The following is a 26,451-nucleotide window of genomic DNA, read 5'->3' as shown; positions in this document are numbered from 1 at the left end:
GGTCGAAGGCATCGGCGCACTCACCGCCGCCAGGCCTGTGCGCCACCTTCCACCGCGCCCGCTTCAGCGGCGGCGATGCCTTCATCGCCTTCCTGGGCCTGGATGTGACCGTGCGCCAATCGGGCACCCAGCGCGGACGCGGCGCGCTCAGCAAGAAGGGGGATGCCGAGATGCGCCGTCTGCTCTATAACGCCGCCATGGCGGCCAGCCGCTCCAGCACCTGGCAACCGTTCTACCAGCGCTTGCTCCAGCGCGGATTCAGCCGCACCCAGGCGCTGGTCGCTCTGGCAAGAAAGCTCGCACGGGTCGCCTTCTCGTTGATGAAGAACGCTTCCAACTACGTTCCTAAACAACACGAAAACGCTTGCGTTGGAACATAGAATCTCCCACACGCCCTGAAGACGTCCTTCGCGTATTCGTAGGAGCGGCGCCCTCGCCGCGACGGGGCCTCGAATCAGGGACCGCGCGTGATCAATAGCCGGATCGCAGCAGGGCATCGCGCTCACGCGCCCTGCCGACAACCTTCGCGTATTCGTGGCAGCGGCGCCCTCGCCGCGACAGGGCCTCGAATCAGGGACTGCGCGTGATCAATGGCCGGATCGCGGCAGAGCATCGCGCTCACGCGCCCTGACGACGACCTTCGCGTATTCGTAGAAGCGGCGCCCTCGCCGCGATGGGACCTCTAAACGAGGACTGCGCGCTGCCTTCAGCGCAGCAGGATGGACTTCACCCGCCACACATGCTCGGCGGGGCGTTCGGAGGTGGGCAGCGCGCGCAGGCCACGGCGCGTGGCGTCACGGGCGGCGATGCGCTGCAGCCAGTGGGCGAGCGACGCGAAGCCATGCATGTCCACATCGGACCAGGCATGCATGCGCACCCAGCACCAGTGGGCGATGTCGGCGATGCTGTAGCTGCCGGCCAGGTAGTCGGACTCTTTCAGCCGGCGGTCGAACAGCGTGAACAGCCGGAGCATTTCTTCGCGTGATGACTTGGGGTCCGGCGCGCGCGCCGGATCGGCGCCGTCGACCGGCAGCATGAGCCACTGCATGACGCGGGAGCGGCCGATGGCGTCGGCCGGCATGAGCTGGCCCTGGCGCTCGGCGAGATAGACCAGCGCCGGGCCCGCATCGCTGATGCGGCAGCCGTCGGCATCGTGGTCGACGATGACCGGTGCGCAGCCGCAGCGGCTGACCCGCTGGTAATCCGGCGTCAGCCCCGGCCCTTCGCAGGCGCTGGCCGGGTGCACCGCATAGGGGATGCGCAGCTCTTCGAGCGCGATCGAAACCTTCCAGCCCTCAGGTGTCGGCGCAGCATAAAGGTCGATCATTCGCGCATCCCCCGATGCAGTGCTCCTTCGCCGGCGGGCTGCCAGCCAGCTCTCGTGTTGCCGACGCGCCTGGCGCCAGCCCTTCCCTGTTGCCGGCGTGCGGCGGGCCGGCCGGTGCCGGGCCAGCCTTCACCTCGCCGTTCTGCCATCAGGCGCGCGCGCTCGGACGCGCACTCACTTCGCGATGCCAGCGCAGCAGATTGGAACAGTCGGCCGGAATGCCGATGTCCGACCAGCCGGCGAACTCGATGCTGCAGAAGGTGGTGCAGTCGGCCACGGTGAAGTGATCGCCGGCGACGAAGCGGTGCTTGCCGAGCTGCTGGTCGAACTTGCGGAAGAAATGCCCGAGGCGCTCGCGGCCGCGCTCGACCAGCGCCGGAATCTGCGCGACCGCCGTGGCGAAACCCGGCAGGCCGCGGTCGCGGAAAGCATCGGCGGTGTTACGGAACACCTCGCCGGCGGCCATCATGCCCTCGTCGAAGGCACGCCGTTCCCACATGTCGACGATGGCGCGCTCGTAGGCGTTGCGGCCCAGCATGGGCGGCGCCGGGTGCAGTTCTTCCAGATAGCGGCAGATGGCCATCGACTCACCGATCTGGCGGCCGTCCGGCAGTTCCAGCATGGGCACCATGGCCTGCGGAAACTTCTCGATGTAGTCGGCACGCAGGCGCAGGTTCTCGCCGGACACCTCGACGATGTTCAGATCCAGATCCTTTTCCGCCAGGAACATGCGTACCCGCTTCGGGTTCGGTGCGGCGTGCCAGTCATACAGTTTCATGTGTCGGTTCTCCCAGGGGGTCATCACAGCATGTCCGAGTGTTCGGCCAGATAGGCGGCAACGCCGCGGTCACTGGGCGTCATCGCCTTGCGTCCCTTCTGCCAGCCTGCCGGGCACACCTCGCCGTGCAGTTCGGTGTGCTGCAGCGCGTCGATCACCCGCAGCAGTTCGTCGATGTCGCGACCGAGCGCGAGGTTGTTGACGATCTGGTGCTGCACGATGCCGTCGCGGTCGATCAGGAAGGTGCCGCGCAGCGAAATGCCGGCCGGCCCTTCCACGCCATAGGCGCGCGACACCGCGTGCGTCATGTCGGCGATCAGCGGATAACTCAGCGGCCCGACACCGCCGTCGCCGTAGGGCGTGCGCTTCCAGGCCAGATGGGTGTAGGCGGAATCGATGGAACAGCCGACCACGTCGACATTGCGCCGGGCAAATTCCGACATGCGGCGCTCGAAGGCGATCAGTTCCGACGGACACACATAGGTGAAGTCCAGCGGATAGAAGAACAGCACCGTGTAGCGCCCTCGCCCGTCGGACAGCGTGAAGGGACGGAACTCGTTGTCACCCCATACCGCGTTCTCGGTGAAATCCGGCGCGGTCTGCCCCACCAGCGTGCTCATGTCGCCTCCTTCTTCGAAACGATGTCCGGACGGAAAAGACGGGCGCGGAAGGGCTTGTGCTGCCGCCCCGCCGGCGCCGGGTCGTAGCCTTCGGGCTGGCGCCAGGCCATCAGGCGCTGATAGCTCGCCAGCAGCTTCATGAAGTGCGGCAGTGCGCGCCGGGCCGGCGAGGTTTCGTCGTACAGGTCCATCAGCTCGCGCAGTTCGCGCAGCGTGAACCCCAGCTGCACCGCGGCGGCCGCGATGATGAGACGGTCGTCGTCATCGCAGCTGTAGCGGTCGGCACAATCGGCGCGGATGATGCCCAGTTCCTCGAAGGCGGCGACCCGGCCCAGCGGAATGCCGTAGCCCTGCACCAGCTTCTGCAGCGTCAGCAGTGACGTGCGCGCGCTGCGGCGCACGGCGGCATCCGGCGCCGCGGCCGCCGCCCTCAGCACAGCACCACCGGCGCGGTATGGACCGGCGCACCGGTGCGCGCGATCACCTCATCCACGGTCACGCCAGGCGCCAGCTCACGCAGCTCCAGTCCGTCGGCGGTCACCGCCAGCACGCACAGGTCGGTGATGATGAGATTCACCACGCCGACGCCGGTCAGCGGCAGGTCGCACTTCTTCAGGATCTTGGGCTCGCCGCTGCGGCTGCAGTGTTCCATCATGACGATGACACGGCGCACGCCGGCCACCAGGTCCATCGCGCCGCCCATGCCCTTGACCAGCTTGCCCGGAATCATCCAGTTCGCCAGATCGCCGCGTTCGCTCACCTGCATCGCGCCGAGGATGGCGAGGTCGATATGCCCGCCGCGTATCATGCCGAACGAGTCGGCACTGCTGAAGAAGCTGCTGCCGGGCAATGTGCTCACCGTCTGCTTGCCGGCGTTGATGAGGTCGGCGTCGACCTCGTCCTCGGTCGGAAAGGGGCCGATGCCGAGCAGGCCGTTCTCCGACTGCAGCCACACGTCCATGCCTTCGGGAATGTGATTGGCCACCAGCGTGGGCATGCCGATGCCCAGGTTCACGTAGTAGCCGTCCTTCAGTTCGCGCGCCGCGCGGCGCGCCATGTCGTCCCGGGTCCAGGCCATGTCAGGCACTCCTCGTGGTGCGTTTCTCGATATGCCGCGACGGCGTCGGATTGACGATCACCCGCTGCACGAAAATGCCCGGCGTATGGATCTGGTCCGGGTCCAGCGCGCCGGTCGGCACCAGTTCCTCGACCTCGACCACCGTGGTGCGGCCGGCGGTGGCGATCATCGGATTGAAGTTGCGCGCGGTCTTGCGGAACACCAGATTGCCGGCCTCGTCCGCCTTCCATGCCTTGACCAGCGACACATCGGCCACCAGCGCGTGCTCCAGCAGATAGCACTGGCCACCGAACTCGCGCGTTTCCTTGCCGTCGGCCACCGGCGTGCCGACACCGGTACGGGTGTAGAAGGCCGGGATGCCGGCGCCACCGGCACGCAGCTTTTCCGCCAGCGTGCCCTGCGGCGTCAGTTCGACATCCAGCTCGCCCGACAGCAGCTGGCGCTCGAATTCCTCGTTCTCGCCGACATAGGACGCGATCATGCGGCGCACCTGGCGGTTGGCCAGCAGCTTGCCGAGCCCGATGCCATCGACGCCCGCGTTGTTGCTGATCACGGTCAGATCGTGGGTACCGCTTTCAGCCACCGCGTCGATCAGCTGTTCCGGTATGCCGCACAGCCCGAAGCCGCCGACCGCCAGCGTCTGTCCGTCCTTGAGCAATCCCTTGAGCGCGCTCTTCGCGTCCGGGTAGCGCTTGTTCATCTGCCTCCTCCTTGTGCTCGTGCTGCCTGGCCGCACCGGGCTGTGCGGCGTACGGTCATGCAACGCAAAGCCCGTGCCCACGCCGTTCTGCGGCATCGCAGCAAAAACGGAAGGCACGCGGGACAAGGGTTTTCATGGCGATGCGCGAATGGAATGCTGCGGTCCGCCAGCGCAGCAGTCCGGAAATCGTCCGTCGCGGCAGACGACCGGGTCCGACTTTCAGCCGACCGGCTCCGGCAGCCGGAGCCGGTTGTCGCGGTACCGGACCGCTGCGGCCCGGACAAGGCGGGCGGAAGGGCCGCGAAGGACGACGCGGAGGGCCGGATCCAGTGCGAGCCGACCGGCGGAAACACGCGCCTCGACCGGCCGGAATCCGCAGTCAGCCGGCGATTGCATGCAGCCACGGCAAGTGGGATCGTGCTGATGTTGCGCGCAGGACATCCGATCGCCGGGCGCTGCCCTCCGATCACCCCAACGATAACCAGGAGGTCAGAAAATGAACCCGCATCCGCTCAGGCGCAGTGCATGCGCCGCCGCACTTTTGCTGCTGCTGTCAGGCGCGACCCACGCCAGCATCTATATCGATCTGCCCGGCGCTGACGGGGCGTCGACTGCACTCGGCCACGAGAACTGGATCAGCGTCGACAGCCTGCAATGGGGCGCAGGCGTCTCCGCAGCGCTGGAGAACACCGGAAGCGCATGGCAGGTAAGCCGTCCGAGCTTCAGTGACATCGTATGGAGCCAGCAGGCGGACATCAGTGTGCCCAGACTGATGAACAAGCTTTTCACCCGCTCGATCACCGAAAAGTCGACCATCGATCTCACGCGCACGGACTCGCGAGGCAGCGAGACCACCTACCTGCAGCTGAAAACCGAGAAGGTGGCCATGACAGGGGTTTCGCTGTCCAACGGTTCGGTCTCCGCATCCCAGGCCTACAGCAAGATCCAGATGAGCTATACGCCGTCCTCGACCGGCAAGGATGCGGGCTCGAAAATCGTTGCTAGCTATGACCTCGTGACCGAGAAAGGAACGCTCAGCGGTGCACGTGCGCCTTTGACGTCGGGCGGCGGAACCTCGGTCGCCCCGGGCATCTACATGAGGCTGGGCAGTGGCAACGATGCGATCGCCGGCGAAGTGACCGGCGAGGCCTATCGCAACTGGATCCAGATCGATTCGGCGCAGCTGGGCGTCGGTGCGTCCTACAGCCCGGCGACACGCTCGGTCAGCGCACCGTCCTTCAGCGAACTGTCGATCACGCAGGCTTTCGACCAGACCACGCCGGTGGTCTTCAACAGGCTGGTCACCGGTAAAAGCGTCGGGGAGGTGGTGGTCGACTACGTGTCGGTCTACGGCGGGGGCCGAGATCCGGCTGCCTACATGCGTCTGGTGTTCCAGGACGTGGTGTTTACCGGCCTGTCGCTGTCGTCCGGCGGTGACCAGCCGTATGTGTCCGAGTCGATGAGCTTTTCGAGGATGTCCCAGACCGTGTGGGAACTCGATGAGACTGGCAAGGCCACCGGATCAAGTTCCTACGGCTACGATCTGCGTGCGCAGAAAGCCCTCGACGACGCACTGCAGGGAGCTAGCGTCAGCAATTTCGGCAACGGCAGGCTCGCTGCGATGGCGGCCGGTTCGGAAGCGCCGCCGCCGGCGCCTGCCCCGATTCCGGAGCCCCGCACCGCACTGATGCTGCTGGCGGGTCTGGGCGTTCTGGCCATCGCGGCAAAGCGCCGGCTGCCCACCTGAGCAGGCACCTGTACGGCCGCGGGCGCCCGCCTGCGGCTGCACTGCCGACCATCGAGTGCCTGCGCTCAGAACACCTGCGCCACCAGCTGGAAGTGCACGTAGTAGCCGCGCGGCTCCTGGATGCGGTCGCGCAGCGGCAACCCCAGCGTCAAGCGCGCCTGCACCCGGTCGTTGATATTGGCATTCACGCCCCAGCCGTAGCTGGCCAGCGTGTCGGTGCCGCGGGTCGACCCGACCGGCCGGAACGGCTGGGTGGCGCCGTAATCGATGAAGGCGAAGCCGCTGGTGCGCACCGGCGCCACCGGCGGCTGCGGCAGCGGGTGGTGCAGTTCGACTGATGCGGTCAGCCCCTTGTCGCCGCTGAACAGACCGGTCTGGTAACCGCGTACGCTGCCTTCGCCGCCGATCAGGAACTGTTCGCTGGAGGTGAGATTCCGGTCGCCCGAGTACTGGAAGGTGAAGGCGTTCTGCAGCGACCAGCCGTCGCCGAAGTCCTGCACACGGCGCACCTGACCGCGCCAGATCGCGAACGAGCTGCTCACGATGTCCGAAATCGCCTGCGCCTTGCCGTTCGAATAGACCAGGGAGGCGTTCCAGATGCGGTCCTTTTCCCACCACTGTCCATCCACGCCCAGCGACAGGTCGTCGATGTCGGTGGACTGGAACAGGCGGCCGGAAATCCAGCTCTCGGTCTTGCGGGTCTTGGCACCGCCGGTCAGGTCCAGCTGGTAGTTCGAACCCAGCAGCAGCGGATGCCGCAGCAGCGCGGTCCAGGCGGTCGATTCGCCGCGGATGTTCAGCGGTGCAAACGGGCCTTTCACGATTTCGGTGCGATCGTTGAACCACGACAGCGTGAGCCGGGTGCCCAGCGTGCCGAGCGGAAAGCTGTACGACAGCGCCCTGCCCTCGTGACCGTCGGCCCCCACCAGGGTCACGCCCAGCGCGTCACGGAAGCCGAGCAGGCTGCGGTTCTGGTAGAAGGCGCCCAGACGGTAGACGCCGGTGGCCGGACTGCCGCTGCTGTCCGAAAACAGCCGCATTTCGTGTTTCGGCGGTTCCTTCACCGACAGCGCGTAGTCGGTTTCGCCGAAGCGCGCGCCCGGCTTCAGTTCGGCGCGCAGCTGCACGTCCTGGCTGCGGTTGAAGCGCAGCATGCGGCGCTCCAGCTCTCCGACGTCGGCCAGTTCGCCCGGCGCCTGACCCAGACGCGCGCGGATGAAATCGCCCGAGGTGCTGTCATTGCCCTCGAGCAGGATCTGGCCGACCCGGCCTTCCACCAGCTTGATGGTGACCGCGCCGTCGGTCACGTCCTGCGCCGGCAGCACCGCCTGCGCGGTCGGCACGCCACGGTCGCGGTACAGCGCGTTGATGCGGTCCACCACCGCCTGCACCTCGGCCAGCGACACCTCGCGGCCTTCGATGCCCGCAGCCAGTTCGCGCAGCGTCGCCTCCGGCAGCAGTTCGGACCGGGTGAAATCCACCCGCTTGAGCTGGAAGCGCACGCCGGCGGGTGCCGGACGGGCCGGCGCCGGTTTCAGCGCCTCGTCGTCGATGGCCGGCGCGTCGTCCGGCCGGCGTTCGCGCTCTTCGCGCAGACGCCGCTCGATATCGCGCGAACGTTCCTGGATCACGCCCGGATCGGCCGCCGCCGGCAACTGTGGCGCGACCTGCGCCGACGCTGTCTGTGCCGCCATCAGCACGCCGCAGGCCGACACGACCAGCAGCCCCCTGTGCCCCGCCCTGTTGCACCGCTTCACTGCACATTCTCCTCTTCCGCCCGACGCCGGGCTTCGGCTTCCTCTTCGCTTTCGTCATCGCCCGAATTCACGGCCGGAATGTCTACCGGCACATTGATCGAAATGGCAGCGATCTGGGGCACCTGACCGGCAGCCGACTGCTTGTCCGGCGTATTCACGCGGGTGACGATGAGCTCTCGCGACTGCTCGCGGCCACTGTAGTCCAGCACGGTATTCATCACCACCTCGTGCAGCGGATCGCGCATCACCACATAGGGATCGGTCACCAGCTTCCACTGGTCGAGCAGCATGTTGCCGAAGGTCTTGCCCGGATGGTGCAGCTGCACGTCCGCCGGCAGCACCACGGTGCTGGTGTTGTCCATATAGACGTGGGTGACCGGGTTGTAGAAGTTCGCCCGGTTCTCGACCCGGCCCTGGTCGATGCGCAGAGAGCCGTTCTCCATCGTCACTTCGGCATCGAGCACGTTGAAGCGGTCGAAGCGCACGCCGACCGGGCTGTCTATGGTCAGATCCACCCAGCGTGCCGGCGCGCCCTGACGACCCACCGCGCGCATGGCCAGCGGCGCGTCGTTGCGGGTATGCACGATGCGCGCGGTCACCGCCTCGGAGTTGAAGAACAGCGAACGGCCCACGCTCAGCGTACCGAGGTTGAGGTCGTTCTTCGCCGACAGCGACAGGATGTCGCCGGTGATGCGCGACACGCTCACGCTGCCCTGGGCGGATTCCAGCGTCACGCCGTTGCCGGCGGTCACCGCGTCCATCAGGATGTCGCCCTCGGCCAGCACCGTGGTGCTGCCGGCCACCGCGGTGGCATCGACCACGGTCACCTTGCCGCCCGACAGCAGATCGATGTTGCCGCGCTCCGCACGTACGTTACCGCCGGCGATGTCACCGCCTGCGCGCAGCCAGGCGTCCTGCTGCACCTCGATCCGACCGACCTCTACGCCGTCACGCTCGTCCAGATGCACGCCGCCGGCGGTGCTGATCGCGTCGATCTTCGCGATGTCGGTTTCCAGCGCATCCGGCACCGCGCGCGGCGAACCGTTGTTCCAGCTCGCGTTGCCGACACCGCCCGCGGCGTCCAGCGTGACGCCGGCGCCCGGCGTGGCGGCCACCAGATCGTAGGTGCCGAGGTCACCGCCATCGAGAATGCGGCCGGTGGTGGTGATGCGCAGCGCATTCGCGGTCGCGTTCTGCGTGGCCTCGATGCGGCCCACCACCACGTCGCCATCTGCGTCGATCGCGATGGTGCCGCTGTCGCTGCGCAGCAGCGCGCCGTCGGCCATGACGTAACGGCCCGCTTCCACCGTGATGTTGCCCGGCGCGGTGAAATCCGCCGCGGCCTGGCTCAGGGTGCCATCGGCCTTCAGCGCCAGCGTGCCGGCCGAGCGGATGGCGCCGTCCACTGTCAGGTTGCCCTGCTCAGCGCTGACCGACACGTCGCCGCCGGCGTCGATGTGGCCGATGCGCAGATCGGTACGCAGATTGGGCGCCGGCACGGTCGCCACGGCCCCGAGATGCACGTCGCCGCCGGCATCGGCGCTCACCGCACCGGCCGCGCTGAGCCGCAGCGGATTGCCGTCGGCGCCGATGTCGCCGTCGGCGCTCAGGTTCACCGCGCCGTTCTGGCTCTGCAGCGCGACCAGCCGGCTGCCGCCGCGCGCGTCTGCGATGCTGCCGTCGCTGTCCAGCGTGATGTCGCCGTGGGCGAAGATTTCCTGCAGGTTCAGGCTGCCGGTCGTGCTGTGGCTGCCGGCCATGCCACGCAGCCAGATTTCGGTGCCGGCACGCACGGTCAGCGCGTTCGCGATATCCACGGTCAGCGGCCGCCCGTCGCGACCGACCGCGCCGGTGGACGCTTCGAGGATGAGGCTGTCGCCGCTGATCGCCGCCTGGTTCGAGTTGCGGAGCGCGTACTCGTAGATGCCGCCGCCGCCCTTGATGCGTATCGCCTGACCCGCGCCGACGCGATCGATGTTGATGTCCTGTTCCGAACCGAGATAGGCATGGGTGGCGGCATTGATCTGCACGCTCTGGGCCGCCTGGCCCGCATTGCCCGCGATGTCGATGTCGTCGCGCTGCAGCACCACGATCATGTTGCGGACAGCGTCGAAGCTGATGTCGTCCGGCTCGGCCGCGGCCAGCGCCAGCCGCTGTGCATTGCTCAGCGTGGTGGCGTCAGCCGGAATCTCGACCGAACCCGACAGCTTGCCCAGCCCGCCTGCGGTGTCGATGCGGATGTGGCGGCCGGAAATGTTGGCTTCCTCGATCCGCGTCTCGGTATCCGACGTGCTCTTGAACAGGACGCTGGACGGCAGCGCGGTGGTGAGCTGCTTGGCGGTCCATGCATAGCCGGCCGACAGGTTGTCGGTTTCGGTGGTGCTCAGCTGATAGCTGTAATTGGCGTCGTAGGTGGTGTTGCCGAAACGCCCCTGCAGCCGCTGGAATTCCGCGGTGCGCTGCGCCTCGTAGCTGGCCACGCTGACGCCCTGTGGCAGCGCCTGCCGCTCGCCGGCAGTGGCGACATAGCGGCCGCCCTGGATGTTGCCGCTGTTGCGCATCAGCCAGTAGGTCGAGTAATCGCGCTCCTGCTGGGCCTTGTAGGCGGCCAGCGTGTCGGCACGGCTGAGGCCGGCGCCGCGGGTGGTGCTGCCGTCGTCGATCAGGTTGAGGCTGTCCCACAGCGACAGCAGTTCGGATTCGGCACGCGTGTCGCGGGTTTCGTTGGCGTTGGCGTCGATCAGCGTGCCGCCGGCGAACAGCGTCACGTCGCCGCCGGACGAAGCGATGCGCTCTATCCTCACCTCGCCGCTGCCGGTATGCCGGAGCGTGATGTCGCCGCTGGCTTCGGCATTGAGCACGCCACCCGCCACCGCATTGGTCTGCAGATTGAGCGGTACCGTGGCGCTGCCGATGTTGCCGGTGCGCGCCTGCAGGCTGATGCTGTCGCCGCTGATCGCGGCGCTGCCCTGGGTGCTCGCCGCCTGCAGCACGCTGCGCTCGGCGTCCAGACTGACCTTGCCGGCACCGGTGCTCACGCTGTCGATGATCAGGTCGCCGGCCAGCGTCTTCAGCGCGACGTCGCCACCGGTCGTGGTGGCCCGCACCGAGCCGCCGTCCTGCAGGCTCACCAGTACCGGTGAATTCGCACCACCGATTCCGGTTTCGGCGCTGAAGCGCAGCGTCTTGCCGCTCACCACGCCGAAGTCGCTGCCGGCGTTGATGCTGCCCAGCTGGCTGGTCAGCGTGGTGGTCTGGTCCAGGTTGCTGATGCCGCCCACCAGCGTGATGCCGGCCTTGCTGGTCACATTGACGCCAGCGTTGGCGTCATTGGCGTCCCAGCCGATGAAGTTCACGTTGATCGCATAGTCGGCCTTCAGCGAATGCACGTTGAAGTCCTTCTTGCCCTGTACCCAGGTGTCTTCCACCCAGTAGCGGCGCTCCCAGCACACACCGGGGCTGCTGGCGATGCACTCCGACCAGGTCTTGCGACTGGCGCGGGTGGGCGCACTGGTCGAGTAACGGGTCAGGTCGAACTCGTAGCGATTGGTCTGGCCGGCCTGATCGACGTATTCGCCCGCCAGCAGCGGATCGCCCTGGCGTACCGTGGTGAGCGGGCCGATCTGGTAACCGCCGCTGCCGGACGGAATGAAGCCGATGGCCGAATCACGGTAGGCCCTGTAGACATCCACCTTCTCGAAGCTGTCGCCGGTGGTGAATACGTAGCGCTGTCCGGGCAGCGGGGTATAGGTGGTGGACCGACCGCTCCCGCCACTGTCGCTGTCGATCACGACTTCCCTGCCGTTGCTGCCGACCACCCGCTTCTCGAACAGGATGCTGTTGCCGTTGCGGGTGATTTCGGTGGTCACCGGCCGCATCGAGTTGAAGCCCGCGGCCTGGTGGTCGCTCACGATGGTGCCGGTGGTCGCGTTGTAGCGGTAGGCGGTATCGGTGATCCGGATCTTGCCCTCGATGTTGTGGCCGGTGTCGATGCCATTGATCTGCAGGCCGTAGGCGGTGTTGTTGGTCACATTGACCCGGCCGTAGCCGTCGACCACCTTCAGGTTGCCGCCACCGGTGCTGATCACTTCGCCGAACAGCTGCATGTAGCCGCCCTGCACCTTCACGCCATCCAGTTCGATCAGACCGGTTTCGGCGTTGTAGCTCGACGCGATCCTGCCGGCGCGGTTATCGGCTTCGGTCAGCGTGTAGAGCGCGCTGGCCGGCTTGCGGCCGGCCGCGACCTTCGCCGCGTAGTCGGCGGCAAAACCCTGGATGGTGGTGTCCAGATTGCTGCCCAGCGTCAGGCTCCAGTCGGCGATGCCGGCCTGCACCGTACCGTTGATGTTGAGGTAGCGCGCGCTGATGAACACGTTGTTGCCAGCGATCACGCCCGGGCCGGCGGCCAGATGTTCGGTATTGACCGAGCGTTCGTAGCTGTTGGTGGTCACCGGCACCAGTTCGGCCAGTCGCTCGCTCTCGGCCGCGACGCTGCCCCAGGCGCCGCCGAAGTTGCCGAACTGATCCTTCGCGATCGCCGCACCGCCGACATTGAAGAAGCCGTTCACATAGCTCTGGACGAAGTTCTTGCCCGCGGCGATGTCCAGCGAGTTGGCGATGATGGTGGGCGCGGCCTGGTTGCCCAGGCCCTGCACGATGATGCTGCCCTTGGCATTGCTCACCTTCACCGTACCGGTCACGTTGGTCACGTTGCCGGTCATCTGGATGTCCGGCGCGGCGAAGGACACGGTGGCGCGCGGATCGGCCGGCGGGTTGTAGTCGTTGCGCACCTCGATCACCGGCGTCGGCCCGGACGCCGCGGTCTGCACCGTGCCGAAGGCGGCCGAACCGGCGCCTGCGTTGCTGTTGCGGGCGTTGATCGCGGAATTGATGGCGCCGCTGCTGCTGCCGGGGATGGTCGCGCCATTCAGCGTGAGCTTGCCGCCGGTGTCGGCGATGGTGAGCCTGGCGGTGCGCAGGTAGAAGGGGCTGTTGTTGTCGATGTAGATCTCGGTGTCCTTGCGCGCCTTGAGCGTCGCGGCGGACCCGCCAACCAGATAGTCGCCGGTGACATTGATGTCGCCCCCGCGCGCCAGCACGTTCTGCACATTGATGTACTTGACCGGCGCCGCGCTCAGCGGCACCAGCTGGCTCACCTGCACGCCCTGCGCGTTGGTCACGGTTTCCAGCGTGGCGAGACCGTCGTCCAGCAGTTGCTGGGTCACCCGGTTGATCTCGTTGTCGTAGGCCGCCTCGGACGCGGCGTCACCGGCGTACTGGCCGCGCAGCGTGGTCAGGCGGGCGATTTCGTTGAACAGGTTGGCCACCCGGTCTTCCGACGAAATCGTGTAGCGCACGCCCTCGGTCTTCTCGCCGATCGAAATGTTCCGCTCGTCGTAGATGTTGTTCGGGTTGGCACCGGTGTAGTTGATCACCAGCCGCTGCTTGTTCTGGATGCCGGCATCGACCAGACCATTCACCCGCACGCCTGCGCTGCCGGTGACCGTGCTGCTCCCCCCGTGCAGGTCGAGCGACACGTCGCCCTGACCGACCAGATTCGAGAAGAAGCTGGCCACCGCAGCGGCCGCCTCGCGCCACAGATCCTTGCCCACGCCCTGACCGTCGGCGATGTTGTTGCCGCGGATGGCACCGAGATTCACGTTCTCGACCGCACGTACCTTCGCGTCGGTGGCGACCTCCACATAGTTGATCGCGCCGACCGCAGCGTCCGCCTTCAGCTGCGATTCGATGATCGGGGCCAGGGTCTTGTTGTAGAGGTCGGTGCGTGCCCGCGCGTTGATGTCATTGGACACGCCCTCCGCATCGCGACCGGCCAGCAGATTGATTTCGCCGTCTGCTCGGATGTCGGCGCGGGCGCCAACGACCGTGCGGTTGTTGTAGTTCAGCACCGTGGTCGAGGTGCCCATCGCGGCGCCGGCCAGACCGTAGGTGCGCGCGTTGGCGCTGGTCTGGAGATCGGCATCGGTGCGCGAACCGAAATACACGTCGCCCACCGAATCCAGCTTGGCGTCCTCGCCCAGCGTCACTTCAGCCAGGTTGTTGGCGACGATGGACGACTCGGCCTGGGCGATCGCGATCGCGCCGCCGGTGTCGAGCTTGGTGCGGTCGTACAGATCGAGCTGGTTCACCGCCACGACACGGGTGCGTCCCGGGTTGTCGATGTCGCCGGTGACGTTCACGACCGCGCCGGCGCCGATGCCGGCCCGGGTGTTGTTCGTGATCAGGCTGTAGGAGCCCGCGGCCGCACCCGAAATGAGGCCGCCGGTGCCTGCGGACGCATTGAACACATTGCCGGCCAGCAGCGGCTTGTACGACACGTTCTTCGCCAGCACGTCCAGATCGCGGGTAGTCAGCTTCGCACCGCCGGCAATCTGCGCATCCACGTTGGACAGCACGACGTTCGACGAGGTGGCGCCGCTGGCCCCAGCCAGCGCCGCCTGCACCGTGTCGACCGCGCCGTTCCACTGCGCGCGGTGTTCCGCCTTCACCTGGATCGCACCTGCATCGAGCGCGCCCGAGGCATCGCCGCCGCCAAGGGTGGCTGCCGTGGTCGCGGTGATGCGGGTGTCCGCGGTCGCGCCGGCGCCGGCCAGAATGCCGCCGGAACCGGACTCGGCCTGCGACAGATTGTCGGCACTGCCGGTGGCGAACACCTCAAGCCGGTTGCCGGCCGAGCCGATCACGCCATTGGCCACGCTGGCCTGCGTGATCGAGATGGAGTCGGCATCTGCGTCGTTCGAACCGGCGGCGAGGAAACCCAGCACCACGCCGGACACTTCCGCACGCTGACGGGTGTCATTGACCGACGCCACCCGGGTGGTGCCGCTGACGGCCAGTTCGGTGCCCGACGCGAGCGCCGAGCGCACGGTGGAGGTGCCGGTAGCCGTGCTTTCGGTGGCGGTCACGCCCAGCAGCAGACCGCCGCCGGAGGCCTGGGCATCGGAATGTGCGGTCACCTGGCCGTCGGCCAGATACTGCGACGCCGACACCGTGAGCCCGGCCGCCTCGACGCGCTGCGCATGCACTGCAGCATCGACAGTCGAGGTCGAGGTGGCTTCGGCCACCGACACGCCGGCATACGCAATGATGGAACCGCCGAACCCTTCCGCCTTTGCATTGACGCTGGGCGAGGTCGCGGCATTGACCGCCGCCGCACCGCCGCCGTCCAGCCGGCTGTCTTCGCCGATGCGCGCACGCACGATACCGGTGTCGCTGGCGATGGCGCCGCTGCCGGCGCCCGCGAGCACGCCGCCGGCGCCGGCACGCGAGAAGGCGTCGACCGCGCCGGTGCGCGTCGCCTGCAGCGTGAAGGCACCGGACCCCCAGTTCATCGAGGTGACCGCGCTCAGTCGCGCATCCAGATCGGCGATGTCGGCGGTGACCTGCCCGGTCTTGGTCGCTGTCGCCACCACGATGCCGGCCGCCACCGCGCCGACCGCATAGCCTTCGGCCCGGCTGCTGACCGAGGCGCTGTCGGTGGCGCTGACCGTGATCGCACCGCCGGTCGCGGTTGCATTGATGGTGACGCCGCGCCCGATCTCGGCACTCACGCGGTTATCCAGCTCGGCGGTCGCCACTGCCGCGCCCAGCCCCACCAGGCCGCCCGCGGCCTGATAGCTCTTGGCACGCGCCGCGTCGCGACCGGTGATCAGGTTGCCGGTGCTGGCCGACACCTCGACCGCACCGTCGGAACTGATGGTGGTCAGGCCGCTCACTTCGGCGTCGACCAGATGGCTCACGTCCAGCACCGACACCGACGCACCGACGCCGGCCACGCCGCCGATGGCCAGACCGCCGGCGAGTACATCGATCGCGTCACGTTCGCGGGCGGTGACCGCCACATTCCCGCCGGCGGAAATCGTGTCCGCCACGCCGTCGGTGTCCCGGATGGCCGCAGTGGTCGATCCGGTCGGACTGCCGTTGATGCGGCTGCTGGTCGCTACCTTGCCGGAACTGTTGACCCGGTCGATGTCGCCCTGTGAAAAGCTGCTGTTGGTGCTGACGTTTCCGCCGCTGCGACCGGTGCTCAGCGCGTTGCCGTTCGAGAAACTGTCGGTCTTGGACAGCGTGCCGCTGCCATCCTTGTTCACTTCGCCAGCGGCGTCGCTGCTCAGGCTGCCGCCGACCAGGGTCACCGCCACCGCGCCGCCGATGCCCACGGTACCGCCGCCGGCCGCCGCGGCCGCGGTGTTGTTCAGCGTGCGCGAGGCGTCGGCATCGACGGTGACCGCGCCGGTCACATGCACGTTGCTGTCCTCGATCGTCGCCGAAGTCGTGTTGTCGATCTTGGTGACCGACGCACCCGCGCCGGCACCGGCAATGCCGCCGACTGCCGCCACGCCGGCGAGGCTCTCGGTCACCACCGAATCGGTGGCCCGTACGGTCAGGCTGCCGGAACGGTCGCCGGCACTGCCGACCCGGGCGTCCTTCACGTAGGCGCTCGTGCTGCTGTCCATCATGCCGACCGCGACCGCGCCGGCCACGCCGGCGGCACCGCCGCCTGCACCGCCGACCGCCCAGGTCCGCATTTCCGCGGTATTGGCCGCAGTGACATTGACTGCACCGTCGGCATCCACGCTGCCGCCGTCAATGTGCGCTTCGGTCTCGCTGGTATCCAGACCGACCGCGAAGGTGCCGGCGCCGGCCACGCCGCCCAGCGCGAGCGCACCGCCGGCCACGAAGAACTTCGAATCATGGCTGGCCGACACATCGAGCGCGCCCACCCGCCATACCGCATCATCCGAACTGGCTTCGGTGCGGCTGACGAACTTGGCTACCGAGCCGCTGCCCACCACACCGACCACGCCGCCGGACGCACCGATCACGATGGACGACACGCCCTGGGTCGAGCGCGCCTTCACGGTGGCGCCGCTCTTGGCATCGATCCGGCTGGCCGCCCCGTTGAGGCTGCTGCCGACCGAGGCGGTGGTGTTGCGCTGGAACACGTTGATGTCGGCCGAGGCGCCGGCCCCGACTGCGCCGACCGCGACCGAGCCGATGAAGGTGTTGCCGTAGGCGTGGTCGGCGGCCTTGATGCGCACCGCCTGTGCGTTCGACGCAGCGCTGTTGTCGCCGCCGTTGAGCACCGAACTGCTCACCGTGGCCGAGGTATCGCCACCGATGATGTTCACGCTCACCGTGGCGGCCACGCCGGCGAAAGTGCCGCCGGCGACGTTGGCCACGCCGGTGGTGGTCTGGTGGGTGGACATCGCATTCACCGCGATGCCGCGCACGTTTTCCTTCGCGCGGTTGGCAGTGAGGTCCGGCGCGGTGAAGGGGTCACTCGACGAATAGCCCCCGCCACCGGTGTTCATCTTGTCCACCGACGCCTTCAGGTTCACACCAGCGATTTCGCCGGTATTCACGCTGACACCGCTGCCCTGCTTCGCTCGTGCGGCCACCGCGCTGTCGCGGATGGCCGCTTCGGTGGCGCCGCCGATCTCGTTCACGGTCACCGCGGCACCCACACCGGCCGCGCTGATGCCGATGCCGGCGGCGCCGGCCAGCAGCGTGATCTTGTCGTCCGACTCGGCCAGCACCGCGACGTTGTCGCGTGCCTCGATATCCGCGCCGTCCTCGATCACCGCGCGGGTATCGGAACTGATCAGATTGATCGCGACCGAGCCGCCGACACCGACGTCCACCCCGGCACCGACGCCCACCGCAAGCGTGCGGATGGCGGCCAGCGAATCGGCGCTGACCACGAGATTCGTGATGTCGAAGCCCGAAGTCTTCAGGCCGGACACCGTGGCGTGCGTGGAATTGGCGATCTTGTTCACCGCCAGCGCCGCGCCCACGCCGGCCGAACCGCTGATGCCGACCGCGCCCGCCAGCGCGTCGATGCGCGCGCTGTCGGTCGCGCTCACGGTCACCGCGGCGGTGCCGCCACCGATGTCGGAGTCGGTGATTTCGGCAATCGTCCGGTTGTCGGTACGGTTGCTCGACGCCGAACCGGCAAAGGCGCCGGTCGCAGCACCCGCACCGGCGACCGAGCCGGACTGTATGAGCGAACTGTTGCTGCCGCCCAGCGTCAGCGTGGTCGCCCCGGTGATGCTGCTGTCGTGCACCCGCGCCTTCGCGGTGTTGCGCACCCAGTTGTCGCCCACCGCACCGCCCACCGCGGTATTGCCTGAGAAGGCCGCTGCACCGGCCAGCGACTTGATGGTGGAGGTGTCGGAGGCGGTCAGCGAAACGGCCGAATCGTTGCCGGTGTTTTCCAGCGTACTGCCGACGATTTCGGCGGTGGTGACATTGCCGCCCTCGCCGCCCGCATTGCTGTCGCCGGCGTACTTGCCGATATGGTTCAGCGTGATCGAGCCGGACAGCGCCACGCTCTGCGCACCGCCCGCGGCCAGCGCCAGCGTTTCGATGGTGGAGGATTCGGTGGCGCTCAGCCCCAGCGTATCGGCGCTGCGCACGGTCGAATCCTCGACCGAAGCCAGCGTGTGGTTGCCGATCTTGTTGTAGCCGAAGGCGCCGCCCACGGCGTTCTGACCGATGCCGATCGCCACCGCGCCGGCCAGCGACTGCAGCGTCGAACGGTCAGCGGCCGAAATGGTGACCGCATTGCCATTGGCCGCACCGGTCGCGCTGTCCTCGATCAGCGCGCCATCCACCGTCGCTTCGGTGGTGTTGCCGATGAAATTGACCGCGATGGAGGCACTGACCGCCGGCGAACCGCCCAGCGCAAGCCCGCCGGCCACCGCCAGACTGCGGATGCGCGCGTCGGACGAAGCAGTCAGGTTCAGCGTGGCCGCCGCGTCGACATGGGCACGGTCGATCTGTGCCTGCACCGTGTTGAAGATTTCGGCATAGGTGACCGATGCGCCGATGGCCACGCTGTTCATGCTGGCGGCGAAACCGCCGGCCAGTGTGTCGATGCGCGAGCGGTCGGCGGCCTGCACCGTCACCGCCGACGCCTTCACGCCATCGAAGGCCGTGTTCTGCTGCGGCGCACTGACCGACGCAAGCAGATCGTTGTCGATGAAATTGACCGACACCGAGCCGGCGCCCGACACCTTGCTCGACACGCCCACGCCGACCGCGATCGAGGTGATGAGCACGTCGGATTCGGCCTTCACGTTCAGCCGGCCGGCGCTCGCGGTCACGTCGACCTTCGAATCTTCCACCTTGGCAGTGAGATCGTTGTCGATCGAACTCCAGTTGAACGAGCCACCGACACTGTTGCTGTTGCTGCCGATATTCACCTGCAGCACGCCGGCCACCGAGGTGATGCAGTTGCCGGTGGGCGTGGCGCCCGCACCGCTGCGGCCGCAGTAATCCAGGCCCTTGACAGTGTTCTCGCGCCGGCTGCCCGGCTCGATGATGTCTTCCAGACCGGCTTCCGCACCGCGGTCCTGTGCCAGCACGTCGACCGACGTGGTGGCGGTGACCGAAGACAGGCCGGTGATGCGCGCGGTGGTGTCGTTCTCGATTTCGGTGATCACCACCGCGCCGCCCACCGCATTCGCGTTGTTCGACGCCGACGCCTGACCATGCGCCGCACCGGCGCCGATCTCGGTCGCGTTGAAGCCACGCACCTTCACCGTATCGACCCCGCTCACCGCGGAGCCGCCGGCGATTTCGGCGGTCACGACATTGGCGACGTCGGAATAGGTCACCGCACCGCCGGCGCCGGTCTTGCCGCCGAATGCCAGCGTGCCGCCGCCGGTGCCGATGAACATGCGGTTGTAGGCGGTCACGTCGAGATCGCGGCCGCTGCCGGTGGCACCGGTCAGGTCGGTCGAGTTCAGCGCTGCACGCACCGTGTTGTCGATGATGGACAGCGACAGCGAGCCGGTGGCCGACACCGAGTTCTGCTGGCTCTGCGAACTGGCGTTGATGGCCACGCCGATGGCGATCGACAGCTGTTCACCGCCGGCCAGCGCCTGCACCGTCACGTCGCCGGTATCGACCAGTTCCGCGTTGTCGACCAGGCCTTCGACCGTGTTGTCGATCAGGTTCACCGACACGCTGCCGGTCACCGCCGCCGATTTGGTCTGGCTCGGATTGTTGGCGCGGGTGAAGGCGGCCGCGCCCGAGGCGGTCACGATGTCGAGGTCGGACACGCCGCGCACCGTGAGCTGCGCCGGGCTGCCGTCGCCCTGTTCCACCCTCACGTCTGCGAGCTTCGCGCGGGTGACCAGGGTCACGTCATTCACCGCCGCGCTGCCGGCGCCGGCCAGACCGAAGCTGGGTTTGGACTGGCCGCCCTGGCTGCTGGTATTGCCCTGGCTGGAGGTGCTGGTGGGCTTCAGGTCGACGATGCGCGCGAGCTTGCCCTGCACCTCGTCATACTTGCTCTTGATGCTGCCGAAAAAGCCGCCGGAACTGCTGGAACTGTCGCTGGTGGCCAGCGCACCGGTCACCGCGATCGCTTCCATGCGGCCGCTGGCGCGCGCTTCCACCGTCACGTCGCCGGACTGGATGACCGCATTGGTGAGCGACACCTGGCTGCTGCGGCTGCCGCCGTCGTCCAGCGCCTCGCGGTCGTTGTCGGCCACCAGCGCTTCGGTGGTGCCGCTGACACCGTTGTAGGCGATGCCCACGCCGACACCGGCGGATTCCGACTTGTTGAAACCACCGGCGATGGACCACAGCACCGGCTCGTCGAGCGCGGTGATGGACAGCGTGCCGGCGCGCAGCGTGGCTTCGTCGTCGACCAGCGCGCGGGTGCGGTTGGTCACTTCGACGATGGACACCGAGCCGTTGATGCCGAAGCTGGCGCCATAGCCGGCCAACGTGGCCAGCGAAATGACCAGATCCTTGCCTTCGGCGGCAATGGCGATGGCGTCGGTGGCGCGGGTGGCGGTCACCGTGTAGCTGCGCTGGCCGGCCGTGGTGCCGCTGCTGCTTTCGGTCACGCCCTGGATGGCCGCGCCTTCGCGCACGAACACCAGGCTGTCGCCATTCAGGATTTCCTGGGTATAGACCATGCCCAGACCCTTGCTGCCACTGCCGCCGCCGGCGCTGCCCGGCAGGAAGTGGCCACCGTGGAACAGCAGGGTCACGTCGCGCCGCGCGCTCAGGTCGGCCGGCGCCGAGAAGGCCCATTCCTGCAGCAACTGTTCGTTCTCGCCGCTGGTCGAGGCGTCGTCGGCCACGGTTTCGTACTGCACGCTCCACGCGCCGGTCTGGCTGCCGGTCAGGTTCAGCTTCGCCGATTCCTGCACCTCGGTCTTCGCCGCATGATCAAACTGCAGCAGGCTGAACGAGCCGGAGGCGGCGATCGAGTTGTTCGAATTGTCCGAGGTCGACTTCGCCGACGACGCACCGTTGAACACGTCGAGGATGCCGGTCAGGTCGTTGAACCAGTCCTTCACCGTGGACAGGCCGTCCCAGCGGGTGAAGCTGCCGCCGGTGATCAGCGTTTCGCGCACCGGAATGATGACGTCGGACGCCACCGCGATGCGCGGTGCGGTCACGGTCGCGGCGCGCCCGACCGTGGCCAGCGCGTCGTGCGAGAACTTGCCGATGGCGATGCCGGCCGAGAAGGTGTTGCGCGCGGTATTGCCGGTGGCGCTCTGCTTGGACTGCGACACCGCCGACGCGTCGGCCATGACCTGGATGTCGCTGCCCAGCGTGCGCGCTGCGACCACCGCGCTGTCCGACGCATGCACCCGGGCGTTCGGCCCGATGCTGGCGCTGGCGGTCGCCTCGCTGTCCACCCAGGCAATGGCGCCGCCGATGCGCAGCGCGGTGGACTGCGGCTTGGTCGCCTTGCTGTCGACCTCGGCGCCGCCCAGCACCTTCTCCCACAGCTTTTCCTCGATGAAGCCGGAGGTGTCGGTGAGCGGCTTGGCCTTTTCCTTGGCCGCTTCCAGGATGGCCTGGTTCAGCGTGGTGCCCACCTTTGCTTCTGCCGTCGTGGCATTGGTGGTGTTGTCATTGACCGCGATCACCTTGACCGAGGTCGCGTCCGACACATTGGCGTTCAGCGCGGCGGTGGCCGAACTGCTCAGCTCGCTCACCGCGATCGCGGCGGCGGCCTTGCCGCTGTTGCCCAGCGAGGCGGTGACCGAATTGGTGAAGGCATTGCGGTTGGTGGCCGCCACCGTCACGTCGCCGGACACCTGCAGCGTGGCGCCGGCTTCAACCGTGGCGTTCGATTTCACGTCGGCAAAGGTGAGACCGAGCGCGAAGCTCATCTGCGAACTGGCGTCCTCGCCCGGATCAGCGGCTTCGATGGACGCTTCCAGCGTGGCGTCGTTGTTCGCACGCACGGTGAGGTTGTTCGCCCGCACCGTGGCGCCGGACTTCACCTCGACCTTGGCGTCAGCGCTGTTGCGCGCATACAGCGCGCCCAAGCCGAGCGGCGTATTGACCTGGGTGCCCGGCCCGCTGATGCCGGTATCCGGCGCGGCGCCGGCCGAGGTCAGGTTGTCCGCCTTAAGCGTCACGTCCTGCGTCGCCTCGACCAGCGAACCGGACTTCAGCGTGATGGTGGCTGTACCCACCGCCTGCGAATGCACGATGTTGATGCCGAGCAGCGAGGCGCCAAGGCCCAGCAGACCGGTCGCGCCTTCGGTCGCGAAGTTGGTGGCGTTCTGCTGGAAGCTGGCGTCGTCGAACAGCCAGCGGTTCTGCACGTCGGTCGATGCGGTCATCGTGACGTTGCGGCCCTTCACGGTCGCATTGTCCAGCTCGATCGACGCGCTCGCCTCGCGGTAGCCGAGAATGCTCACCGCCGACGCCTGGTGCGCGGTGAAGGTGATGTCGCCGCCCTGAATCGGGTCGCCGTTGGGCAAGGTGCCGCTGGCGTGCGCCAGCACCTTGGAACCGGACTTCAGCAGGATGTTGGGCGCGGTAAAGCTGATGTTGCCGGAATGGCCGATGGACTGCCCGCCGACATGATCACTGGCCACCAGCCGGCTGGACACCACGATGTTCTCGTTCACCGTGATGCTGTTGGTGGCCAGCAGCTCCAGATTGGCGCCGGTGGCGCTCGCGCCGTCCGGCAGCGTGCCGTAGCCGCCGGCACCGCGCAGCAGGTTGGCGCTGAGCAGGATGTTGGCCGGGTCGATCAGCACGTGGCCGGCGGCACCGCCGCCGCGCCCGTCCGCGTAGAACTGACCGCCGGCCAGTTCCACCGTGTCCTTGGCCGAAAACTCGACGAAACCGCCGTCGCCACTGCGGCCGGCGCTGGCGTCCATCACCGCGCCGCTGCGGATGACCGCGTTGCGCTGGGCCAGCGCGTCGATGCGGCCGCCGGACGAGGCCTCGCCGTCACCGGACGCGGTCACCAGCGCATTCATGTCGGCGATCAGATCACGACCGGCGCGCAGCCGGATGTCACCGCCGTCCACACCGGCCGCGCCGCGCGCATCCAGCGTACCGGCGAGCTCAATGTCTTCGTCAGCGGATATATATATGCGGCCGGCGCGCTCGACCACCCGGGTGCCGGTGGCCAGGCCCTGGGCGTTGACGACGTCGGTGAAGTCCGGCGCCCTGCCCTCGAAGCGGGCGCCGGTCAGAATGGCGCCGCGCACGCTGACCGTACCCGCCGCCAGTTCGACCCCGTCGATCGCATTCACCCGGCCGTCGATGCGGATGGCCGCCGACGACAGCGGCGCGGTGCCGTTCAGCAGTTCGCCCAGCGCCCCTGCGTCGACCACGCCCGGCGCGCTGAAGAAGCGGTCCACGAAGCCCTGGGTCGGCGTACTGACCGACAGCGCGCCCACATTGACCACGCCGCCGGCACCGACCACGAAGCCGTGCGGGTTGGCGAAATAGACGTTGCCGCCGATGCGGCCGTCGCGGATCGCATTCAGCGTGCCGTCGATGTCGGTACGGGTGTCGCGGACGATGTTGACCAGATTCAGCGCACCGGTCGGCACGTGCAGATTGGCGGTCTGACCCGCCCCCACGCTGAAGTTGCGGAAGGAATTGAAGCCGGTGTTGCCGGACACGGTGCCGGTCCGGATGTCGGTCACCGTACCGACCGTGCTCACCGTGGTGGCAGTGCGCCCGTCAGCCTGTATCGCCTGCGACCAGGCCGACGGCGACATCAGCAGCGGCAGCCCGGCCAGGCTGGCGGCCAGGCAGCGGGGCGCGCGCAGCGCCGCAGTGAGTCGATGGAGTCGGGGGGAGACGGGGCGCGGGCGACGGGGCTTCATGGTGTGTTCCCTGAGCATCGGGACGCTTGTCGCGTCCATCGATTTGTAAGAATTTGTCTTACAGTAATCTAGGCGTATTTCCCGAACAAGAACAGCATCGGCTGCATCCGATGCGGTCATCGCTCACGGGCAGACCCCGGAGGGGTGGACAGGGTCGCCGCAGTCGGGACGCGCGCGGTTCCGGCATCTGCCGTCGATCCTGTCATTGGAGCGCGTGGCCCGGCGCAGCGTAAATACGCAGATGCGCGTAGCAGGGCGTCCCGGCAGCCGTCTATCGACGCGGCAATGCGGCGTGCATCACGTTTCGGGCAAGCGGTGACGGACCGACCAGGCCACCAGTTCAGCCGCGTTGCGCAGGCCGAGCTTGCGGGCGATGTTTTCGCGGTGCTTGCGCACCGTGTGTTCGGAAATGCCCAGTTCGGCACCAATCTGCTTGCTCGACAGGCCGCGTCCGACCCGGGCGGCGATGTCGCTCTCGCGCGCGGTCAGTTCTTCCTGCCCTGTCGCCTCGCGCGGGCCGAACAGCGTCGCCAGTTCCGGACTGACGTGATAGCCGCCTGCCCCCACCCGCCGGATCGCCTCGACCAGCGCGTCGGCGTCATCGTTCTTCAGCAGGTAGCCATGTGCGCCCAGACCCAGCGCGGCATGGAAGGAGGCGGCCTCCTGTCGCGCGGTCACCACCAGCACCCGGGTCGGCAGCCGCTCGGCGGCGATCGCCTGCATCACCCGCAGACCGTCCAGCCCGGGCAGGCCGAGGTCCAGCAGCAGCAGGTCGGGCGACAGCGTGCGCACCAGTTCCAGCGCCTGCCCGCCGTCGCCGCAGTCGGCCAGCCAGCGCAGATCGCTTTCGGTGGACAGCATCAGACGGAGCCCCTGGCGCACCAGTGCGTGGTCTTCGGCGACGACGATGCTAATCTCGGCGGCATTCATGAGGCCGGAAACTACCATTCCCGCAGCCCCCGCCCCGCTCGACTGCGACACGGCCGCGCTCGACGCGGTGCGGCGGGATCTGCTCGGCGTGCTGTTCGGACACACGCCCACCATCGTGGCCGGCAATCTGGCGGTGTCGCTGACCGCCGTCGTGGTGCTGCTGGGCAGCCACGCGCCGGCGCCGGTCGGCCTGTGGATGCTGGCCGTGTGGCTGCTGGTCGGCCTGCGCTACGCGCTGGTGCGCCACATGCGCCCCCGGCTGGCCTCGCTGGACCGCGCAGGCCTCGACCGGGTCGAACGGCGCTACACGGTGATCGCCGGCCTGACGGGTCTGGCCTGGGGTCTGCTGCCCTGGCTGGTATATCGCGGCGTCGATCCTTTCGTCGATTTCTTCAGCGTGGCCATCCTGGCCGGCATGGCCGGCGGCGCGGTCACCGCCACCACCGCCCTACCCGGCGCGCTGCGGCTCTATCTGATCGGCACCCTGCTGCCCTTCGTGCTGAAGGGGGCACTGATGGGCGGGCTGGTGAATCTGGCCGGCGGCCTCACGCTGTTCTTCTACCTGCTGGTGCTGCTGTCCTTCGGTCGCAGCGCGCACGCCACCATGCGCGATGCGCTGCTGCTGACACGGCAGAACGCGCGGCTGGCCGAAGACCTGCGGCAGGAGCGCGACGCGGTACAGACCGCGATGCGGGCGAAGAACCTCTTTCTGGCCGGCGTCACCCACGACCTCAGGCAGCCGGTGCACGCCATCGGCCTGCACGTGCGCTATCTGCGGGCGATCGCGCAGGGCGCGGCGCCGTCCGCCGCCACTGCCGAGGTGTGCGACGGCATCGATTCGGCGGTGCGCACGATGAGCCAGCAGCTGTCGCGACTGATCGAACTGTCGCGGCTGGAGGCTGGCGAGGCACGGGTGCTCAGGCGGGCGCTGCCGCTGGCCGAACTGTGGGCGGCCTGTGCCGCGCAGTTCGCGCCGCAGGCGGCGGACCAGGGGCTGCAGCTGCGCTTCCGCCCGACCGCCTCCGTGGTCGACAGCGACGCCATGATGCTGCAGTCCATGCTGGACAATCTGGTGTCGAACGCGGTGCGCTACACCCGGCACGGGCGGGTGCTGGTCGCCGCCCGCCCGCGCGGCGACCACATTGACATCGAGGTCAGGGACAGCGGGCCGGGCATCGCGGCCGAACACCTGGCCCTCATCTTCCTGCCCTTCCGCCGCTTCGACGACCGCAGCCGCCCGGCCGATCAGGGCCAGGGCCTCGGTCTCGCGCTGGCCCGCAAGCAGGCCGAACTGCTGGGCCACACGCTGACGGTGCGCTCCCGCCCGGGTCGGGGCAGCGTATTCACGCTGCGGCTGCCGCGGGCGGGCTGAGGCCAC

At 68.0% G+C, this 26,451-nt stretch carries 11 protein-coding genes and 1 pseudogene; 3 read left to right on the top strand and 9 right to left on the bottom strand.

Translation table 11 applies throughout. The annotated features are described in order from the left end of the window. Positions 1–380: pseudogene (locus METUNV1_RS04915) on the top strand (transposase); the annotation flags it as partial. A 326-nt stretch (positions 381–706) separates the two neighbouring features. On the opposite strand, the gene METUNV1_RS04910 reads toward METUNV1_RS04915, so the two are convergent. The 6 genes from METUNV1_RS04910 to METUNV1_RS04885 form a co-directional block, all read right to left on the bottom strand. Next, positions 707–1,327 carry a glutathione S-transferase family protein gene (locus METUNV1_RS04910; RefSeq protein WP_008059454.1) on the bottom strand — a complete coding sequence of 207 codons (621 nt, stop codon included), beginning with the start codon at positions 1,325–1,327 and terminating at the stop codon, positions 707–709. Between the two features lie 148 nt (positions 1,328–1,475). After that, positions 1,476–2,105 (bottom strand): glutathione S-transferase family protein, encoded by a 630-nt coding sequence (locus METUNV1_RS04905; RefSeq protein WP_008059453.1) that lies wholly within the window; start codon positions 2,103–2,105, stop codon positions 1,476–1,478. A gap of 23 nt (positions 2,106–2,128) precedes the next feature. Further along, positions 2,129–2,725, bottom strand: coding sequence for a peroxiredoxin (locus tag METUNV1_RS04900; RefSeq protein ID WP_008059451.1), 597 nt, complete (start codon positions 2,723–2,725; stop codon positions 2,129–2,131). Then, complete coding sequence (locus METUNV1_RS04895) at positions 2,722–3,126, bottom strand: MerR family transcriptional regulator (RefSeq protein WP_193374301.1); 405 nt, start codon at positions 3,124–3,126, stop codon at positions 2,722–2,724. Before METUNV1_RS04895 ends, METUNV1_RS04900 begins: the two co-directional genes overlap by 4 nt. Before the next feature lie 29 nt (positions 3,127–3,155). Then, positions 3,156–3,803 (bottom strand): CoA transferase subunit B, encoded by a 648-nt coding sequence (locus tag METUNV1_RS04890; protein WP_043359086.1) that lies wholly within the window; start codon positions 3,801–3,803, stop codon positions 3,156–3,158. Position 3,804: 1 nt separating this feature from the next. Further along, the gene (locus tag METUNV1_RS04885; protein ID WP_008059445.1) at positions 3,805–4,503 is read right to left on the bottom strand and encodes a CoA transferase subunit A; all 699 of its coding nucleotides are present in this window, start codon (positions 4,501–4,503) and stop codon (positions 3,805–3,807) included. Positions 4,504–4,999: 496 nt separating this feature from the next. Between METUNV1_RS04885 and METUNV1_RS04880 the strand changes: the two genes are divergently transcribed. Further along, positions 5,000–6,250, top strand: coding sequence for a type VI secretion system tube protein Hcp (locus METUNV1_RS04880; RefSeq protein WP_008059443.1), 1,251 nt, complete (start codon positions 5,000–5,002; stop codon positions 6,248–6,250). Positions 6,251–6,315: 65 nt separating this feature from the next. Here the strand turns inward: METUNV1_RS04880 and METUNV1_RS04875 are convergent, their stop codons facing one another. The 3 genes from METUNV1_RS04875 to METUNV1_RS04865 all read right to left on the bottom strand — a co-directional run bounded on the left by METUNV1_RS04875 (position 6,316) and on the right by METUNV1_RS04865 (position 25,073). Beyond that, positions 6,316–8,007: a ShlB/FhaC/HecB family hemolysin secretion/activation protein gene (locus METUNV1_RS04875; RefSeq protein ID WP_232416260.1), complete on the bottom strand. Its 1,692-nt coding sequence runs from the start codon at positions 8,005–8,007 to the stop codon at positions 6,316–6,318. Continuing rightward, positions 8,004–24,143 carry a leukotoxin LktA family filamentous adhesin gene (locus METUNV1_RS04870; RefSeq protein ID WP_008059440.1) on the bottom strand — a complete coding sequence of 5,380 codons (16,140 nt, stop codon included), beginning with the start codon at positions 24,141–24,143 and terminating at the stop codon, positions 8,004–8,006. The genes METUNV1_RS04875 and METUNV1_RS04870 overlap by 4 nt, the downstream gene beginning before the upstream one ends. 297 nt (positions 24,144–24,440) lie before the next feature. Continuing rightward, positions 24,441–25,073: a response regulator gene (locus METUNV1_RS04865; protein WP_008059439.1), complete on the bottom strand. Its 633-nt coding sequence runs from the start codon at positions 25,071–25,073 to the stop codon at positions 24,441–24,443. Between METUNV1_RS04865 and METUNV1_RS04860 the strand changes: the two genes are divergently transcribed. Then, positions 25,072–26,445 (top strand): sensor histidine kinase, encoded by a 1,374-nt coding sequence (locus METUNV1_RS04860; RefSeq protein WP_043359084.1) that lies wholly within the window; start codon positions 25,072–25,074, stop codon positions 26,443–26,445. The two genes, METUNV1_RS04865 and METUNV1_RS04860, sit on opposite strands and share 2 nt — an antisense overlap. Positions 26,446–26,451 lie beyond the last annotated feature (6 nt).

It is taken from the genome of Methyloversatilis universalis FAM5, assembly GCF_000214035.2.
Lineage (GTDB): Bacteria > Pseudomonadota > Gammaproteobacteria > Burkholderiales > Rhodocyclaceae > Methyloversatilis > Methyloversatilis universalis.
This window is presented reverse-complemented; position numbering and strand designations above follow the sequence as displayed.

Excerpts from the sequence above, each read along its gene's own strand:
- METUNV1_RS04865 (WP_008059439.1), bottom strand. The coding sequence starts at position 25,073 with ATGAATGCCGCCGAGATTAGCATCGTCGTCGCCGAAGACCACGCACTG.
- METUNV1_RS04905 (WP_008059453.1), bottom strand. The coding sequence starts at position 2,105 with ATGAAACTGTATGACTGGCACGCCGCACCGAACCCGAAGCGGGTACGC.
- METUNV1_RS04870 (WP_008059440.1), bottom strand. The coding sequence starts at position 24,143 with ATGAAGCCCCGTCGCCCGCGCCCCGTCTCCCCCCGACTCCATCGACTC.
- METUNV1_RS04890 (WP_043359086.1), bottom strand. The coding sequence starts at position 3,803 with ATGGCCTGGACCCGGGACGACATGGCGCGCCGCGCGGCGCGCGAACTG.
- METUNV1_RS04880 (WP_008059443.1), top strand. The coding sequence starts at position 5,000 with ATGAACCCGCATCCGCTCAGGCGCAGTGCATGCGCCGCCGCACTTTTG.
- METUNV1_RS04885 (WP_008059445.1), bottom strand. The coding sequence starts at position 4,503 with ATGAACAAGCGCTACCCGGACGCGAAGAGCGCGCTCAAGGGATTGCTC.
- METUNV1_RS04900 (WP_008059451.1), bottom strand. The coding sequence starts at position 2,725 with ATGAGCACGCTGGTGGGGCAGACCGCGCCGGATTTCACCGAGAACGCG.
- METUNV1_RS04860 (WP_043359084.1), top strand. The coding sequence starts at position 25,072 with ATGAGGCCGGAAACTACCATTCCCGCAGCCCCCGCCCCGCTCGACTGC.
- METUNV1_RS04910 (WP_008059454.1), bottom strand. The coding sequence starts at position 1,327 with ATGATCGACCTTTATGCTGCGCCGACACCTGAGGGCTGGAAGGTTTCG.